Source organism: Polyangium mundeleinium, from assembly GCF_028369105.1.
In the GTDB taxonomy this organism is placed as follows: domain Bacteria; phylum Myxococcota_A; class Polyangia; order Polyangiales; family Polyangiaceae; genus Polyangium; species Polyangium mundeleinium.
In genome coordinates this window covers 8869867-8886887 of record NZ_JAQNDO010000001.1, presented here as the reverse complement: position 1 = coordinate 8886887, position 17021 = coordinate 8869867, and the positions used below count along the sequence as shown (strand labels likewise).

The following is a 17021-nucleotide window of genomic DNA, read 5'->3' as shown; positions in this document are numbered from 1 at the left end:
TTTGCTAAGGTTCTTTGCAGATGGCGAAGCGGGACACCGGGGAAGTGGCCCTCTGCGAGGCGTTCGATCGAGGCCTCGGAAAGGGGCGGGATCCGACACGCAAAGAACCCGGGGCAGGGGGGAGCACGCGGACCACGATCCGCTCGCCATGGCTGGGAAAACCCTGCGCGCGCTGCGGGCACACGTTTCGGCGCGGCGACGCCGTGGAGCCCGAGGCGGCGGCGACGGACGAGGTGCGTCACGGCGGGGTTTGTCCGGACGAGGAGACGGCCTCGACGTCGGTGTCGTCACGGGAGCGCGAGGCGTTTTACGCGGGGGTCGCGTCCGCGCATCCGCCGCCGCAGGGGCTTCTGCTCGTGCGGCTTTTGCCGGGGGATCCGCGGCTCGCGGCGCCTGGACCGGCGGGGCGGCGGCCTTCGTGCGTGATCTGCGGGCACACGCTCCGGCCGTTCGACGAGGTCGTGGTTTGTCCGTGCAGCCCCGAGGCGCCGCTCTGCCGCGGGGCCGTGCACCGCGACGCGATCCGGACGATGTATTGCTTCGACGAGTGGCAGAAGAGCAAGATCGGGCAGCATTGCCCCGTGACCTCGCGGAAGCTCACGTGAGTGGTTTGTCCGAGCGGTTCGCGCGGCACGCGCTCGTGCCGGGGTTTCGGCAGGATCGGCTCGCCGCGGCGACGGTGGTGATCGCAGGCGTGGGCGCGCTCGGGAACGTAGTCGCGCAGGCGCTCGCGCTCGCGGGCGTGGGAAAGCTCGTGCTTTGTGATCACGATGTTGTCGCGGCCTCGAACCTGAGCCGTGCGCCGCTGTTTCGGCCCGCGGACGTGGGGCGGCCGAAGGTGCTGGCGGCGAAGGATACGCTCGCCGCGCTCGCGCCGGAGACGGTCGTGGAGGCGCGGCAAGCGGCGCTCGTCTCGGGTGTGGGGCTCGCGGAGATGCGGGATGCGTCGCTCGTTGTGGGGTGTCTCGATAGCCGCGCGGCGCGGATGTCGCTCGCGGGGCGCGCGGGGCTCGTGCGCGCGCGGTGGATCGACGCGGCGACGTCGGCGTGGGGCGGGGAGGTGCGGCCGTTTCTGGATCCGGACGGGCCGTGTTACGCGTGCGCGCTCTCGCCCGAGGAGCGCGCGAAGAGCGATGTGCCGTGGAGCTGCATGGATCCGCGCAGGCCTGCGGAGCTCGGGTCGAGCGCGCCCGTCGCGGGCCTCGTGGGCGCGTGGGCGAGCGCGCTCGCGGCGCGGGTGATCATGGGCGAGGCGGCGGCGACGGACGCGGTCGTGATCGACGTGCTGCGCGGCGCGGCCGAGCCGCTCAGGATCCAGCGCGCGCCGGATTGCCCGCTGCACGCGCCGATCGGAGAGGCGACGCGGATTTCGCTCGGGCGTGATGCGACCGTGGGCGCGCTTCGCGCGGCGCTCGGGCCGGGGGCGCGGCCGCTCGCGTGGAGCCCGCTTTTGCAAAGGCTCGAATGTCCGCGCGGGGATCACGCCGAGGAGGCGTGGGGCATGCCGTCCACCCGAGGCTGTCCGCGTTGTGGTACGTTGATGCGAGCGCGGACGACGCTCCTCTTCGAGAGCGCGCCCAAGGGGGCGGTGTTGTCGGATCTGGGGGTGGCGCCGCGCGAGATCCTCGCGGTGCTCGGTCGAGTCGGAATCACGTACGTGGAGCTTTCCTGATGTCGAACGCGGGACTTCTTCTGGAGAGGGCGGAGGTCGTAGGCGAGCTCGGGCGCGTGGCAGCGACACGCGAGGACGCGCTCACGCTGCTCGGAGGCGCGATCCTCGCAGGCGTGCCAGGTCTCGATGGCGCGCGCTTGCCGCGGTTCGAGGGGCCGGCGCACGACTATTTCCAGAAGGTCGCCGAGATCGTCGAGCAAGGCGGCGGGCGCGCGGGGGTCTCGGCGCTGCTCGCCGAAGCGTCGCGGCTCTTTCCCGGCAAGAGCGGCAAGGGGCGTGAGGCGGCCTTTGCGCGGGAATCGGGCGCGCGTGCGTTGCCCATTTCAATCGTGCCCGAGGAGGATCTCGGCGACGAGCAGATCCTCGCGATCGTGAAGGCGTCGCGCGGCGTCGCGGCCTCGCTCGGGCGAAGGGCGGCGCTCGATCTCGTGAGCCGCGAGGAAGGAGGCCTCTGCGTGTCGTTCGAAGGCGCGAGCGAGGAGGAGGCGGAGACGATCGTGCGGTCGCTTCGCGCCTCGATCGAGCCCTCGATGCGCGTGGAGGTCGCGCGCGAGAGCCACGCGTTCCGCGATTATTTCCTCGATCCGCTGCAAGCCGAGGGGCCGGACGGGCAGCGGTTCGTGCTCGATCACGTGCGGGCTTCGACGCGGCTCGTGGACGTGGCGCAGGCGATCCTCGGGGCCTACGAGGAGGCGTTCTGGCCCATGGGCAAGGGCGAAAAGGCGCTGCCCGTCGTGGATCTGCGGCGGCCCGGCGAGCGCGGGGCGAGGCGGCTCTTCTCGCAGCAGACGCTGCACGACGCGGGCGTGCGCCCCTTCGATCTCCTGGAAATTCACCCGGAGCGCCGCGCGGGCAGCGTGAACCCGTTTCTGCTGACCGAGAGCCTCGCGATGGTGAAGAACCAGATCCTCGAGTTTGCCGGAACGCACCCGGGCTTCGAGGTGCAGGCGAACGCGCTCGACGTGCCGACGGAGTATCTCGTGCGCTTTCGCGCACCGGGGTTTGCCCCGGGATCGCCGCCGCGGCGGGTCGAGGAGCACGAGGTGCTTCTGGTGATGCCGCCCGATTTCCCGGTGAAGGCGCCGGAGGCGTATTTTCAGCGGGAGGTGTTTCACCCGAACGTGGACGCGAAGACGGGGCTCGTTTGTCTGGGCGTGCTCGCGGAGAGCTACCGGCCGGGGCTGCATTTCGGTACGGTTTGTCAGATGCTCGTCGACATGGCGTCGTACCGGAACTACGAGCTGCGCGAGTTCTACAACCCCGAGGCCCACGCCTGGGCCGCCTCGTCCGAGGGGCAGGCCGCGATCATGGCGATCGGCGGGCGCTCGCGGAGCGAGCTCGAAGGCGGGGCGGCGCGGCGCGCGCGCAGCGTGAGGATCGAGCGGCTCTCGGCATGATGCGGGCGAAAAAGGCGTTCGGCGTGTCCCCGATCGAGGAGCCGCCGGCGCCCCTCCGAACGAAGAGCGCGCTCGGTCCGCGCGGACGCGCGTGGCCCGGGGTGGCGCGTGAAGGCGGGCCCGTCGACGTGTTCGTCCGGGACCACGTGCGCGATTCGCTCGGCGTTTCGTGGGGATTTTCGCGCGAGGTGGAGGAAGGCGGGTTTCTGTTCGGCGAGGTGCACCGGGACGCGGATGCGCCTTCGCGGTGGCTCGTCGTGGTGACGGAGGTGATCCGGGCCGAGCACACGGAGGAGGCGCCGGACGCGCTCGTGTTTTCGCCGGAGTCGTTCGCCTCGATGCGGCGGCATGCCGAGGCGAAGCGGGACGGGGCCTCGATCCTCGGCTGGTTTCACACGCACCTCGTCGCGGGGCCGGAGGATCGAGGGCTCTCCGTCGTCGACCGGGATCTGCACTTCTCCACGTTCCGGCGGCCCTGGCAGGTCGCGGCGCTCGTCTGCGTGGATCCGGCGCGGGATCCCGAGGGGCGTGAGGTTTCGTTTTTCGCGCGGCAAGGCGATTTCTTGGTGCCTTGCGCCGTGGAGGTGCTCGCGTGACCGAGCTCGAACGGGGTGCGTCGGGACGAACGGCGGGCCGGACCTCAGCGGCCGCGGCGATCGCGGCGGAGGTGATTTCGTGGGCAAGCGCGCCCGGCGGGGCGCGGCCGCGAAAAACGCCTGGAGGGGAGATGGGGTATCCCTCGCTGCTCACGCCGCCCGAGCCCTTGCGAGATGCGGCGGCGGCGCTCGCCTCGATCCACGCGGCGAAGCTCGGCCTGCGCGCGCCGCCGCTCGGTGATGGAAGGCCGCTCGGGCCCGGGGGCGTGGTGCTCGCCGCGGCCGTGGGGCTCGCGGAGACGAAGGGCGTGGCGGAGGCGCTCGCGGAGGCCTGTCCGGAGCTCTCGGGGGCATGGGATCTCGTGCTGCGGGACGCGATCTGCGCGCGCGCGCTCGCGACGTCGATCGACGCGGACCTCGCAGACATGCTGCGCGCGCGTTCGCCGCTCACGGCCGCGCTCGGCAGGCCCGCGCCCGGCGGGGAGGACGAGACGATCACGACGATCGCCGCGCTCGCCCGGCACGCGGACGGGAAAAGGTTGGTGGTCCAAACGTTCGCGCGGCCGGGCGCTCCGCGCGAGGTGCGGCGGTTCCGCGCGGCGGCGATGGAGCGGCTGCGCACGGGGGAAACGAGCTTGCTCGATCTGGTGATCGAGGTGTACGAGGCGGGGCTCGTGTTTCATCGCGAGCGCGTGATCGAGGAGATCTCGGCGGCGCGGGCGGTGATCCTCGGGCGGGGGGACCCGGAGGCGAAGATCGAGGACGCGCTCGCAGTGGCTGCGTTTTACGGGCCGCTCTGGCGGATCCGGCGGGCGCACGCGGAGCTCTTGCGAACGCGGCACGGGCTCGATCTCGAAGGGATGCTCGAGGGGACACGGCTGTTCCAGCTCGGCGCGCGCCTCGCCGGAGAGGATGCATGAGCCGGCCGCTCGTCTCGCTCGCGCCGCTCGGGGATGCCGAGGCATTTCTGGACGCGCTTTTTCATGCGCAGGATCAAACGCTGCGCGGATTGCTCGAAGCGTGGCCTGCCGTGTCGCTGGAGCCGCTCGCCGAGGTGCTCGATCGGCGCGTGTCGGATCTGCGAATCAAGGTGGTGACGATCTCCGAGCGGACGCCGGTGTTTTGGCCGCCGGGGCTTCGGCTGCCGACAGCGACGGCACACGCCGCGCCGAAGGCATCCGCGCCGGTCGTCGCGCCGCGGGCGCCCGCAGCCGCGGCAAAGCCGCCGCCCGCGCCCGCGGCGGAGGGGCATCCGCAGGCGATCTCGGAGGCGCAGGCCGTGGAGATCGCTTATGGCGACGAGATCGAGCAGGTCGCGTCGTTCCTGCACGCCGGTTTGTCGGCCATGGTCATTTGCGACAAACTCGTCGTGCGGCACCTCTGGCCGCGGATCGTGGCGGCGGCGCGGCTCGATCGGGTGGTGCTGGAGTTGCCGCCCGAGGACGCGGAGGCGGGGATCGTGCCGCGGGGCCTGCGGCAGATGCAGATCGCGCGGCTGCGGGAGCTGATCTTCGGGCTGAAGGAGGGGCAGGTGCTGGTGCTGCCGCACCTCGATCTGCTGGTGGCGGCGACCGAGCGCGGGATGTCGAGCGAGGCGCGGGAGATCACGGAGCTATTGTACGAGGCGCCGGATCGGCCGCTGCTCGCGTTCGTGGATCGGTCGCTCGTGGTGCCGGAGGTCGTGGCGGCGCGGTTTTCCGTGCGGATCTCGCTCTCGGGTTTGCCGCGGGAGGTGCCTTTGGAGGGGCGGCGGGCCCCGGTGGGCGTGGCGCTCGTGACCCAAAAAGAAAGGGCGATGTTCGCCGATTACAAGGCGGCGGAGCTCTTCAAGCAGGTCGCGGGGCTCAATCCGATCCGCCTGCGTGACGCGATGGCCTATGCCGTGCAGATCGAGGCGCGGCGCGGGCATGGCCCGGACAACCCCTCGCGGGTCGCCCGGCTCTACGAGTCGATCCGGGTGTTCAAGGCGCAGACGTCCGAGGATTTCGTCATTCCCGAGGTCACGATGGACGACATCGGGGGATATGAAGACGAAAAAGCCCTGCTCGCGCGGGCGATCAAGCTGCTCGCCGGGGTGTTCCAGCTCCCGGACGACAAGCTCCGGCGTGAGCTCATCCCGCGGGGATTTTTGTTCCACGGGCCGCCGGGGACGGGCAAGACGCTGTTCGCGAAGGCGATCGCGAACCAGATGAACGCGACGATCCGCGTCGTGTCGGGGCCGGAGGTCACGGACATGTACGTGGGCGAGAGTGAGCGAAAGCTCCGCGCGATTTTCGCCGAGGCGCGCCGGAACGCGCCGAGCGTGGTGGTGTTCGACGAGTTCGATTCGATCGCGGCCAAGCGCAGCGGGCGCGACGATGGCGGGAGCCGCGCGGGAAATGCGCTCGTCGCGCAGATTTTGACGGAGATGGACGGGTTTCGGCCGGACGTGCCGATGCTGGTGATTGGCACGACGAACCGGCTGAACCTCATCGACGAGGCGTTGCTCCGGCCGAGCCGGTTTCAGCCGATCGCGATCGGATTGCCGGACGAGGCGGCGCGGCGGCGCATCGCCGAGGTGCACGCGAAGCATTTTCGGATCGAGGCGAGCCCCGCGTTGCTCGATGTGATCGCGGAGGCGACGCACGGGATGAACGGGGATCAGATCCGCTCGATTTTCCGCGACGCGTGTGTGGGGCTGTTTTGCGAGACGCCGCCGGTCGAGCCGACAGCGGAGCGGCTCGGGTTTCTGGTCGGGAGGATTCGCGCGGCGGCCGACGAGCAAAGGCTCGAAGGGGCTGCGCCGATCGTGGCTGTCGCCGCGCGGGCGGCGTCGGGGCCCGGGCCGCGGCGGCCGTCGGGGGCCTTGTTCACGCTTGCGTCGGGGAATGGCCCCGGCGGGAATGGGACGTCTGGAGGAGGATCGACGTGAGTTATCCGGAGGCGACCCTTCGGACGGTGGAGCGGCTGTCGCGGCTCGCGAAGGAGCTGAAGCGGCAGTTTTTTCTGCGGGACGAGGCGGTCGACATCCTCGTGCTCGGCGCGGTTTGTCAGGAGCACGTGCTCTTGCTCGGGCCGCCGGGCACGGCGAAGAGTGATCTCTTGACGCGTTTCGCCGAGCAGATCGACGCGCCGCGGTTTCATTACCTGCTCACGCGGTTCACGGAGCCGGCCGAGATTTTCGGGCCGCTGGATCTGCCTGCATTTCAAGAAGGGCGGTACCACGTGCGCACGGAGGGGATGTTGCCTTCGGCGACGATCGCATTCCTCGACGAGGTGTTCCAGGGCGGGAGCGCGATCCTGAATACGCTGCTCACGCTGGTGAACGAGAGGGTGTTTCATAATGGCCCCGTCCGGCAGCGGGTGCCGCTGATGTCGCTCGTCGGGGCCTCGAACGAGCTGCCGGACGATCCGACGCTGAAGGCGTTCGCCGATCGGTTCGCGCTGCGGGTGCTGGCCCCGCCGGCGCCGGACGAGGGGCTCGGAGAATTGCTCGATCGAGGCTGGGACCTGGAAGTGGAGCGGCTCGACGCGGCGAAGAGGAGCGAGCGCGGGGAGGGGACGGCCGTGGTGCCGATGTTGAAGGAATCGGCGGTGCGGGGGCTGCAATATCATCTCGCGGAGGTGAAGCTCTCGGAGGTGCGGCCGCTGTACGAGCAGATCCTGCGAGATACACGGGCCGAGGGGCTGGAGCTTTCGGATCGGCGGATCGTGAAGGGGCTCCGGCTCGTCGCGGGCGCGGCGCTCGTCGCGGGGCGGGAGCAGGCGGCGGTCGAGGATCTGTGGCCGATCAAGCACGTGTGGTCGCGGCCGTCGGACGCTCCGATCCTGCGACGCGTGGTGGAAGCGCAGATCACCGAGGCCGGGGGCGCGAAGGCGCCGCGGGCGCGAGGGCAAAAGTACATTCTCGCGGACCTGGAGACGCTGGAGGAGCGCGAGGGGAGCTTGCGCGGGGAGACGGCGATCTCCGCGCATTTGATGGCGCTCAATCGCCTGCGGCGCGAGGTGATTCTGGATCACCCGGACGGGCGGGAGCTCCGGGAACGAATCGAGGTCGTCGTGCGCCGCGTGCTCGCGCGGCTCGAGGAGGCGTGATGTGCAATCCGCGTCGGGTGGAGGTGACGGCGACACGCGCAATCGTGGAGGCATGGGAGCGTGAGGTGCGCCGCGTGGCGTCGCGGACGGGGACGGTGCGCGGCGAGGTGCGGATCCGTCAATCGCTCGCGGCGTCGCTCGGCGCGCCGGCCCTGGCCGCATTGGAGCGCGCGCTCGACGCGGGGGATCTCGCGTGGCGGGAGGTGCCGGAGGGATACCGGTACGCCATCGAGGGAGGATATGCGCTGTATTCGCCGGACGATCGGAGCTTGACGATTGTGGCGACGCAAAGCGCGGAGGTGGTCGGGCGGGGCGAGGCGGAGAGGCGTTTGTCGGGGCGCGTGGAGGAGGAGATCTCGGCGCGCGGGACAGGGGCCTATTACGACGACGGATACAACGGGAGGACACGGGCTGCGGCGGACGTGGATGCGCGGGCCGCGGCGCAGGTCGCGCTCGACGCGGCGGCGCGGGCGCGGGTCGCGCAGGCGGCGAGCGACGCGGAGCTGTCCGTGCGCGCGGAAGTCGAGGCGCAGGCGGCGCGCGCGGCGGAGGCCGATTTCGAGGCGCGCGCGGCGGAGCGGCAAGCAGAGCTCCAGCGGCAGGTGGAGGGGCGCGCGGATCGGGTCTTCGCGGAGGCGCGGCGGGCCTTTCACGCGCTGCTCGCGCGAGCATACCGGGACGCGCTGCTCGCCATGGCGCGGCACCGTGGAGCGCAGGGCATTTCGGTGCACGAGGACGGTGACGTGCTCGAAATCGAGTTCGAGCTGCCGAGGTAGGAGGCGCGCCATGCCGACGCTCGTGCGATTTCGTTTCAACAAGGTGACGGGGGAGGTCGAGGAGTTTCTGGTGGACGATCAGGATCGCCACCTGCCCGAGGCCGAGCACGATCGCATCGCCGCCGAGGTGGGGCGGTTCGTCGCGGCTTTCCCGCGGCTGCGGGAGGTGGGGCCGGAGGGCGCCGATCTGCGTGAGGCCGGGGGCGCGCGCGAGGAACCCGCCGAGGAGGCGGAGGGCGGGCCGCTGGTGCCGGAGGTCGAATGACGTCGCCGCGGGAATTATGGGCGTCGGCCGGGCGGTGCTGGCTCTCGAACGGGGACGAGGACGAGGCGCTCCGGTGTTTCGAGGCGGCCGCGGCGTGGGGGAGCCTCGGGGTCCTGCTCGAGCGAAAGGGACGGTTTGTTGAGGCGGCAACGGCCTATCAGCGCGCGGAGCAATGGGTGGACGCGGCGCGCTGTTTTCACGCGGCGGGGAAATGGGAGCCGGCCGCGCGTTGCCTGGCGCGGGCGGAGCTGCCGATGCGGCGGGCCTGGACGCTCGTGCACGAGATGGGGCTCCTGGCCGATGCGGAAAAGGTAATCGACGCGGCGCCGATGCGCGACGTGGCCGAGACGGTGTCGATGACGCTCGTGCGTGCGCGTTGTGACGTGGCGCGCGGGGATCACGCGGCGGCGGCGAAGAAGCTGCGCGAGGTGTTTCCGGATCTCGCGAAGGTATCCCCGGCGTCGGGGTATCGGTGCGTCACGGAATGGGCCGTGCTGGTCGGGGAATCGATGCGGCGGCCGGATCTGTCGGCACTCGCGCTCGCCGCTGCACCGCGCGGGGTCGAGGCGGACGAGTTATGGGAGCGCTGGTCGTCCCGGGTGTTCGGAGAGGTGGTGCCGCCGCCATTCTCGCTGCACGCGCGGGATGAGGAGGCGGGCGCCGGATGAGCGACGGCAAACCCCCGACGTTCTGGCAGAAGCTCTTCGGGCGCGCAGGTGACGTGGCGCGATCGGATGAGGCGGCGGCGAAGGAAGATCCGCCGCCACCGCCGCCACCGCCACCGCTGCCGCCGCCACCGCCTCCGGCTGCGATTCCGCCTCCGGCTGCGGTTCCGCCTCCGCAAACCGAGGCCGTTGCGGAGTTTGTCCAGGCGCCGGCAGGGCAGGCCATGGCGCTGCTCGAGGCAAACCTCTGCGGGGCCATGTTTTCCGGCGCGGGCGAGGCCCTCGCCTTTCTCGGAGCGCTCGGCGGGGCGCGGCTCGCGGCGCGGGCGGTTTGTCGGAGAGGTCCACAAGGAAGAGTATGGGTCGAGGCGGCCGCGCCGCCCGAGAAAGCAGCGATGCTCGCGCGTCTGGCCGGTGGGCGAGCATTCACGGGGCTCGTCGCGGGCGCAGGCGAGGAGCCGACCCTGGGCGAGCCGCGGGCGTGGGTCGCCATGTTGCCCGATGGAAAACCCATGCCGCCGCGGATCCTTTTGCCGCAAGGGCCATCGCGTACGGTGCTGGTCACGGGGCGCGACGTGGAGCGGCTGGAGCGGACGTTGTGGAGCAAGGCGCCATTGCCTTCGCTCCTCGAATCGACGTCGCTGCGCGCCGAGCGGGCGCGGGCGCGCAGCGAGGTCGTGGCCGTGGTGCCGCCGGAGCTCGCGCGCTGGGTCGTGGGGCGTTGTCTCGCGCTTGGGCTCGTGGTCTCGCTCGCGCCGGCGGAGCGGCGGGGGCTCGTCGAGACCGAGGAAGGCGCGGGCGTTGTATGGATGCGCGTGCACGCGCCGAAAGGCGTGGTGCCGGCGTCGTGGATCGCGCGGCTCGCGGATCTGCCGGGCGTGGTGGTCGCCTATGCGGCCGGCGGAGATGCGCGGCTCTTCGTGGATGCGCGGTGCGACGCGCCGGCGTGGGCGCCGTTTTTCGCGGCGTTTTTGGGGCGGGACGAGGTATGGGTGCTCGGCGCCGTGGACGTGGGGCACGCGCGCCTGCGTCTGCTCGGCGAAATGGTCTCCGGCGGCTCGCTCGTGACCTTGCCGGATCGCGCGGCGGCGCCGATCGAAATGGGAGCGACGGCGGCGCGGTTGCCGGCGCCGATCCAGGTGGAGCTCGTGCACGACGGGCGCGCGACGCGGGGCGACGCCGTGCTGCTCGACGCCGATGAGCTCGAATGGGCGCGGCAATGGCTTTTGCGGCTGCCGGCGAGGGATTCGGTGGTTCTCGCGTTCGGAGACGAGCGGCACCTGCTCCTCGCGGCCGACGAGACGGCGTCACGCGTGCCGTTTGGCTTATCGCTCTCGCGGATCGGACCGGGGGCGATTTATATGGAGCAGGGGCTCGGGTTTTTCCCGGCCATGCCGCCCGAGGCGCGGCGCCGGGCGTTCGGGCCAAAGGAGGGGGAGCTCGTGGTCGTGACGCGCGGCGGCTCCTTCGTGTTCCGGATCGATTCGCTCGCGCCGGCCTGGGCGGCGTGGATCGCGGAGCCGCCGCCCATGCACCCCGAGCCGTTTGGCGAAGCGACACGAAAACTCGCGGAGATCGAGCGGCGGGCGCGTGCGGACGAGGCGCGCGCCGCGGCCCGGAGGCTGCCGATCGAATTCGATGTGCAGGACGGCGAGATCGACGCGGCGCGGATGCGCGAGCAGGCCACGCGCGCGCTCGCCGCGGGGAACCTCGCCCGCGCGGCGCAGCTCTACGAGCGCATCGGTGATCTCCGCGCGGCCGCCCAGCTCTACGAACGCGCCGCGCGCGGCGAATAGATCGACGGAATCGGCGCGTCGCCGACGTGAAGGCGTTTCGCCTCGGGCAGTCGTGTGTTTCGAGCGCCTTCCCGCGTGCTCCTTCCTGCCGATCGTTGTAGTCTGCGTTACTTTCGTGGGGCGCCGAACGCGTGACGCATGCGTGTTCGGCGAATGAAAGAGGGAGGATGCATGCAACGACGACGGATGGCGGGCGTGACGCTCGGCGTGGGGCTTCTGCTCGGTCTCGGGGCTTGTAGCAAGAACGACGATTCCCGGGTCGAGTCCTCGCCGGGGCCAGCGGCCTCGGGTCCCGCGATGTGGTCGAACGCGCTCGGCGCCGACGGCAGGCAAGCAGGATGGTTCGTCGGCGCGTCCAAGACGGGCGAGATCGTTCTGGTCGGGACGATGGAAGGGTCCGTGCAATTCGGCGACGCAGGGGCCCTGCAAGCCAAGACGAAGAGCGACATCTTCGTGGCATGGCTCGGGCAAGACGGGAAAATCAAGCGCGCGCGGCGCTTCGGTGATTCGGGCCGGCACGTGCCCGTGGGGGTGGCCGTCGATCCGCAGGGCGGCGTCGTGATTTCGGGCCTCGCCGACGGGAACATCGATTTCGGCGGCGGTCCGCTCGCCGATCTCGGCGGCGGTGACGCCTTCGTGGCCTCGCTCGGTCCAAACGGCGAGCTCCGGTATGCGCTGCGCGTCGGCGACGCGATGATGCAAAACGGCGGCGAGGTCGTGCTCGCCTCCGACGGGAGCGTGTACTGGTCCGGCTCGTTCGACGGGACGATCGATATCGGCGGACAAACCCTGACGAGCGCCGGAAACTCGGACGTGTTCGTCGCGCGGATCGATCCCGCTGGCAAGGTCACCTGGGCGAAATCGCTCGGCGGGGCAGGGACCGAGGCCGACGGCTCGCTCGCGATCGACGCGAAGGGCCAGATCCTCGTGTCCGGATATTACGAGGGCGCGCCGAACCTGGGCGCAGGCGCGCTCCCGGACACCGGCGCGACGGACGGCGAAATGCTCGTCGCCCTCGATTCGTCGGGCAAGGTGCTGTGGTCGCAAGGCGCGCCGAACAAGACCGGCTTCTTCGGGTTCAGCATGCAGGCGGGCGAGAACGGGACGTTCCTCGTCGGCAGCGTGGCAGGGTCGATCGATTTCCTCGGCAAGACGCTCGCCGCGCAAGGTGGCTCGGGCGAGGGCCTCGGGGTCGTGCTGATCGACAGCGCAGGCAAGGTGCTGCGCGCGGACGTGTTCCCGGTGGAGCGGCTCGGGCAGGTCTTCGCGACGCCGGTGAAGGGCGGCGGTCTCGTCCTGGGGGGCCATTTCCAGGGCACGGTCGATCTCGGAGGGCAGAAGCTCACGAGCGCCGGCGAGGAGGACATGTTCGTGGCCTGGATGAACCCACAAGGGCGCATCGAGCGTCGTGAGCGGCTCGGCGGCAAGGAGCACGAGCGGCTCGGCGATATCGCGATGACGCCCGACGGGCACGTCGTGCTGACCGGGATGTTCGAGGGGACGATGAACCTCGGCGCCGGCGACCTGACGAGCGGCAAGGGGCCGGACGCGTTCATCGCGTTCCTGCGGTAAGGACCAACGGAGCGCGTCGGGCTCGCTTTGGGCAGGGTGGGCCCGACGCGCTCGCTTTTCTTTGCTTCGTTATCGCGTGGGCTTGAGGTGGAATGCCCCGCAGCCCGGGTATGTGATCTTGCCGGCGAAGAGGGAGTTGTCGGTGGCGATTTCGCCCTCCATGCTGACCATGATGTAGTGCTCGGGCTGCACGATCCAGCGGCTCGGATCGAAGCGCACGCGGCGGGTCTCGGGCTCGTACGTGCCGGAGATGAGGTACGAGCCGGTCACGCCCGAGGGGGCGTGCTGGAAGTCGAAGACCGCACGCACGACGCGGCCGCGGACGTCGACGATGCGGAGCGCGAGGCCCGTGTTGCCTTGCGTGCAGTCGTAGTCGCCGACCCAGGTGCGCGCGCGCTGGAACGGGTTTTCCGCGGGGAACTCGCTCGGGACCCAGCCTTCGTCTTGTTGGACGATCTCGGGCGCCGGGGCACCCTCGGGCTGGTTGACGATGATGTAGATGGCCGTGGGCTCGGGCGCAGCGAACTCCGCCGGATCGGGAGGCAGCGGCGCCGCGGCGCGGACGTAGTGCGGGCCGCCCCCACACCCGAGGGCAGAAAGCGCGCCGACGAGGAGCACCCCTCGCACGGCACGAAACCCCATCGCGACCCTTTCCTCGGACGAGCTCAAGAACATCGTGTCCTCCCCGGCTCGAGTGCCTTCGTGACCCGCGGCGGCCGGCCGCAGGGGGGAGAATAGCGCGTTTTCCCCGAAAGCACGTTCCTTTCGCTCGTTTCGCGGAAGTCGCGTCGCTCTGGACATGATCCCGCGCAGCGCCCCGGAGGCCCCGACGGCGTTTCCCGAGCCTCCCTCGGTCAACGGCGAACGTGCAGCGGTTCACGGCGCGGGGTAGAGATCACACACCATGGATCTCCTTCTATTCCGACACGGCGAGGCCGTGGAGAACGCTCCCGGGCTCGGCGACGCAGGCAGGTGGCTTACGGCGAAAGGCCGTCGGGTGTCGCGAAAGGTCGCGCGCTGGCTCGACGAACGGTCGTCGCGCAGGCCCACGGCGATCTGGACCTCGAGCCTGGTGCGCTCGGTGCAAACGGCGGAGATCCTCGCGGCCGAGCTCGGGCTGGAAGAGGAAATCCTCGTGCGGCCGGAGCTCGCGCCGAGCGGGGATCTCGCGGATCTCGTGCGGCTCATCGAAGCCCATCGCGGGCGCGGGCCGCTCGCGCTCGTGGGCCACGAGCCGGGGTTGTCGATGCTCGCCCGGAACCTGCTCGGCGACGTGACCTGGCCCGGGATCAAGAAGAGCGGGGTCGCGGCGATCCGTCTCATGCCTGCCGAGGGCGACGGGGGACGGCGGGAGGTGAGCTTCCGGTTTTTGCTCCAGCCGAAGGGGATGGAGATCGTGCGCTCGCTCGACGTGAGCTCGCTGGAAGACGCGGCGCCGCCGCAGCAGGCGTCGGCCTAACGCAAGCTCTTCGCCGCCGCTTCGAGGACGTCGACGTCGCGCACGCCGTCGGCCTCGGCGCGGTAGGAGAGGACGATGCGGTGGCGGAGCGCGGGCACGAGCATGGCGCGGACGTCGTCGACGTCGGCGGCGGCCTCGCCGCGGAGGGCGGCGCGGGCCTTGGCGGCGAGGACGAGGGCCTGGCTGCCGCGCGGGCCGGCGCCGTAACGCACGTACTCCTTGACCTCGCGGGCGACCTTGCCCGCCGTGGGGCGCGTGGCCCGGCAGAGCGAGACGGCCAGGGAGACGGCCTCGTCCGTGACGGGGATGCGCGGCACGAGCTTGCCGATCGCGCGCACGTCGGCGGCATGGAGGACGGGCTCGATCTGCGGGGCCTTGCCGCTCGTGGTGCGGCGCGCGACCTCGCGCTCCTCTTCCTCGCTCGGGTAATCGACGTGGATTTCCAGGAGGAAGCGGTCGAGCTGGGCCTCGGGTAGAGGGTAGGTGCCCTCCTGCTCGATCGGATTGCGGGTCGCGAACACCTGGAAGGGATCCGGGAGCGGGTGCGTCGCGGCGCCGACCGTGACCTTGCGCTCCTGCATCGCTTCGAGGAGCGCTGCCTGGGTCTTCGGGGGCGTGCGGTTGATTTCGTCGGCCAGGATCAGGTTGTGGAAGATCGGGCCGGGCATGAAGCGCAGCGTGCGGCTGCCGTGTTGCTCGTGGAGGACGTCGGTGCCGGTGATGTCGGCCGGCAGGAGGTCCGGCGTGAACTGGACGCGGCCGAACGAGAGGTCGAGGGCGCGGGCCAAGGAGGCCACGAGCAGGGTCTTGGCGAGGCCCGGGACGCCGACAAGCAGGGCATGGCCCCGCGCCGCCAGGGTGACGAGCATGGATTCGACGACCGCGTCCTGGCCAACGACGGCCTGGGCCACGGCGGTGCGGAGGCGCTTGGCGGCGGCCTCGGTCTTTTCGAGCAGCTCGGCGTCGGAGAGTTCGGCCTCGCCGGTGTCGGTCGTCGTATCGGTGGACATGGGGGTTCGGGGGCGCAGCTCCGCTCGCGGAGTGGAGCCCCCGAAGCGGTGTACGCGGCTGGCCTCGTACCGCGGGCGTCGTGCCCGAGCAAGGCTTCCGGAACTTCCCATGATCCGTCCGGGCCCAACTGTGTGACAATCACATCGATGCCCCCGAAGCAGGAGCCTCGCGAAAAAGACACGCGGGAGGTCGCCGCGTTCGCCGTGCCGCCGCCGCCCCTCGTCCCCGCGGAGGCGGACGAGGCGCGGGAGGCCAGGGACGCAGCCGAGGAGCCCTCGAAAGAGCGCGAGCGTCCGCCGGAGCGGACGTCGAGCCCGGGGAAACGGAACGGGAACGGGAACGGGAACGGCTCGGCGAAGGCGCAGGTCGCGGACCACGCGGCGACGGCGCCGCTCGAGTCGCTGAGCCTGCGCGACGACCCGATCCCATCGGTGCCGCCGCCGCCCGCGGCAGGGCCCTGGCGCTCGTACAAGGAGATCCTGGCGAAGCTCTCGCAGCGCGTGCTGGAGGCGCAGCGGCCGATCCGGATCCTGCAGGCGCTGCGCTGGGAGTCGGTGGTGGAGGAGCAGTTCCTCCGCGGTAAGCAGCGGGATCTGCCGAAGGTGACATACGCGTCGGACCTGGGCTTCGACGCGGACGCGAAGATCGCCGAGCTCGAGGAGATCCTGCGCGACGCGGAGCGCGAGCTCGGGAAGAACGATCGGCTCGGGAACATCCTGCGGCAAACGGCGGCGGAGTACCGCGACGTCGTGCGGATGCTCAAGGCGCGCGGGAAGCGCGATTTCTACAAGATGTCGCGGGTGCTCTACGGGTCGCCGAAGGACAAGCTGCCCGACGGTCAGACGAGCGTGCGCGACATGGGGATCGTGCTCTACGACGTGCTCACGGCGATCGGCGGCGAGAAGCTCGGTCCGCCGGAGCGGCGGGAGATCACGGCCGAGATGGCGGCGATGGAGCTGAACGCGCGCTTCGATCGGTTCTTCGGGAGCGCGGCGATCCGCGTGCAGGTGGACGACTCGATCCTCGCGGACGCGGCGGCGGGCAGCGACTACGTGAAGATCCGGAGCGGGGCGACGTTCTCGACGCGGGACATCGACATCCTCGAGGCGCACGAGGGCTGGGTGCACGTGGCGACGAACCTGAACGGTCAGGCGCAGCCCGTGGCGCGCTGGCTCGGCAAGGGGCCGCCGCGCACGACGGCGGTGCAGGAGGGGCTCGCGGCGCTCGTCGAGATCTTCACGTTCCGATCCTCGCCGCGGCGCGCGAAGAAGCTGAACGATCGGATCCTCGCGGTGGACAAGGCCGAGGACGGCGCGAGCTTCCTCGACGTGTTCGAGTGGTACCGGACCGAGGGCTACGAGGAAGACGAGTGCTTCCAGAACGCGCGCCGGGTCTTCCGCGGCGGGCTGCTCGAAGGCGGCGGGCCGTTCACGAAGGACGCCTGTTACTGCAAGGGGATCGTTTTGAACTACGCGTTCATGCGGGCCGCGATCCAGCAGGACAAGGCCGCGCTGATCCCGTTCTTGTTCGTGGGGAAAGTGGCGCACGAGGACGTGCCGGTGCTCTACGCCCACGTCACCGACGGGATCGTGAAGCCTCCGCCGTACCTGCCGCCGCTCTTCGACGACATGAACGGGCTCGCGATCTGGATGTGTTACTCGTCCTTCTTCTCACGGCTCGGGGCCACGGCGATCGCCGAGCACTACAGCAAGGTGATGGCGCTCTAGCAAAGAGCGCA

Annotated in this window: 16 protein-coding genes; 14 read left to right on the top strand and 2 right to left on the bottom strand. The window is 70.7% G+C overall.

Features of this window, described 5'->3' with window-relative positions; all coding sequences use genetic code 11:
- Positions 1-20 precede the first annotated feature (20 nt).
- From POL67_RS35160 to POL67_RS35105, 12 genes are all read left to right on the top strand, one after another.
- Positions 21-605 (top strand): hypothetical protein, encoded by a 585-nt coding sequence (locus POL67_RS35160; RefSeq protein WP_271924999.1) that lies wholly within the window; start codon positions 21-23, stop codon positions 603-605.
- Entirely contained in the window at positions 602-1672 is a 1071-nt protein-coding gene (locus POL67_RS35155; protein ID WP_271924998.1) for a HesA/MoeB/ThiF family protein, read from the top strand. Before POL67_RS35160 ends, POL67_RS35155 begins: the two co-directional genes overlap by 4 nt.
- Positions 1672-3069 (top strand): ubiquitin-conjugating enzyme E2, encoded by a 1398-nt coding sequence (locus tag POL67_RS35150; RefSeq protein ID WP_271924997.1) that lies wholly within the window; start codon positions 1672-1674, stop codon positions 3067-3069. The genes POL67_RS35155 and POL67_RS35150 overlap by 1 nt, the downstream gene beginning before the upstream one ends.
- Positions 3066-3665 carry an MPN domain-containing protein gene (locus POL67_RS35145; protein ID WP_271924996.1) on the top strand — a complete coding sequence of 200 codons (600 nt, stop codon included), beginning with the start codon at positions 3066-3068 and terminating at the stop codon, positions 3663-3665. Before POL67_RS35150 ends, POL67_RS35145 begins: the two co-directional genes overlap by 4 nt.
- Positions 3662-4585, top strand: a complete 924-nt coding sequence (locus tag POL67_RS35140; protein ID WP_271924995.1) for a hypothetical protein — start codon at positions 3662-3664, stop codon at positions 4583-4585. The genes POL67_RS35145 and POL67_RS35140 overlap by 4 nt, the downstream gene beginning before the upstream one ends.
- On the top strand, positions 4582-6576 hold the full coding sequence (locus POL67_RS35135; RefSeq protein WP_271924994.1) for an ATP-binding protein: 1995 nt from the start codon (positions 4582-4584) through the stop codon (positions 6574-6576). The genes POL67_RS35140 and POL67_RS35135 overlap by 4 nt, the downstream gene beginning before the upstream one ends.
- Positions 6573-7739 (top strand): AAA family ATPase, encoded by a 1167-nt coding sequence (locus POL67_RS35130; RefSeq protein WP_271924993.1) that lies wholly within the window; start codon positions 6573-6575, stop codon positions 7737-7739. The genes POL67_RS35135 and POL67_RS35130 overlap by 4 nt, the downstream gene beginning before the upstream one ends.
- Complete coding sequence (locus POL67_RS35125; RefSeq protein WP_271924992.1) at positions 7739-8515, top strand: hypothetical protein; 777 nt, start codon at positions 7739-7741, stop codon at positions 8513-8515. The genes POL67_RS35130 and POL67_RS35125 overlap by 1 nt, the downstream gene beginning before the upstream one ends.
- A gap of 10 nt (positions 8516-8525) precedes the next feature.
- Positions 8526-8780 carry a hypothetical protein gene (locus POL67_RS35120; RefSeq protein ID WP_271924991.1) on the top strand — a complete coding sequence of 85 codons (255 nt, stop codon included), beginning with the start codon at positions 8526-8528 and terminating at the stop codon, positions 8778-8780.
- Positions 8777-9448 carry a tetratricopeptide repeat protein gene (locus POL67_RS35115; protein ID WP_271924990.1) on the top strand — a complete coding sequence of 224 codons (672 nt, stop codon included), beginning with the start codon at positions 8777-8779 and terminating at the stop codon, positions 9446-9448. The genes POL67_RS35120 and POL67_RS35115 overlap by 4 nt, the downstream gene beginning before the upstream one ends.
- Positions 9445-11241, top strand: a complete 1797-nt coding sequence (locus tag POL67_RS35110) for a DUF8588 domain-containing protein (RefSeq protein WP_271924989.1) — start codon at positions 9445-9447, stop codon at positions 11239-11241. Before POL67_RS35115 ends, POL67_RS35110 begins: the two co-directional genes overlap by 4 nt.
- 171 nt (positions 11242-11412) lie before the next feature.
- On the top strand, positions 11413-12813 hold the full coding sequence (locus POL67_RS35105; protein ID WP_271924988.1) for a hypothetical protein: 1401 nt from the start codon (positions 11413-11415) through the stop codon (positions 12811-12813).
- Positions 12814-12882: 69 nt separating this feature from the next.
- On the opposite strand, the gene POL67_RS35100 is transcribed toward POL67_RS35105, so the two are convergent.
- Entirely contained in the window at positions 12883-13455 is a 573-nt protein-coding gene (locus POL67_RS35100) for a hypothetical protein (RefSeq protein WP_271924987.1), read from the bottom strand.
- Positions 13456-13717: 262 nt separating this feature from the next.
- Here POL67_RS35100 and POL67_RS35095 point away from each other — a divergent pair, with 262 nt between their 5' ends.
- Positions 13718-14272, top strand: a complete 555-nt coding sequence (locus tag POL67_RS35095) for a SixA phosphatase family protein (protein ID WP_271924985.1) — start codon at positions 13718-13720, stop codon at positions 14270-14272.
- On the opposite strand, the gene POL67_RS35090 is transcribed toward POL67_RS35095, so the two are convergent.
- Positions 14269-15282 carry an AAA family ATPase gene (locus POL67_RS35090; protein WP_271924984.1) on the bottom strand — a complete coding sequence of 338 codons (1014 nt, stop codon included), beginning with the start codon at positions 15280-15282 and terminating at the stop codon, positions 14269-14271. The genes POL67_RS35095 and POL67_RS35090 overlap by 4 nt on opposite strands.
- Positions 15283-15429: 147 nt before the next feature.
- Here POL67_RS35090 and POL67_RS35085 point away from each other — a divergent pair, with 147 nt between their 5' ends.
- On the top strand, positions 15430-17010 hold the full coding sequence (locus POL67_RS35085; protein ID WP_271924983.1) for a peptidase MATCAP family protein: 1581 nt from the start codon (positions 15430-15432) through the stop codon (positions 17008-17010).
- Positions 17011-17021: the final 11 nt, after the last annotated feature.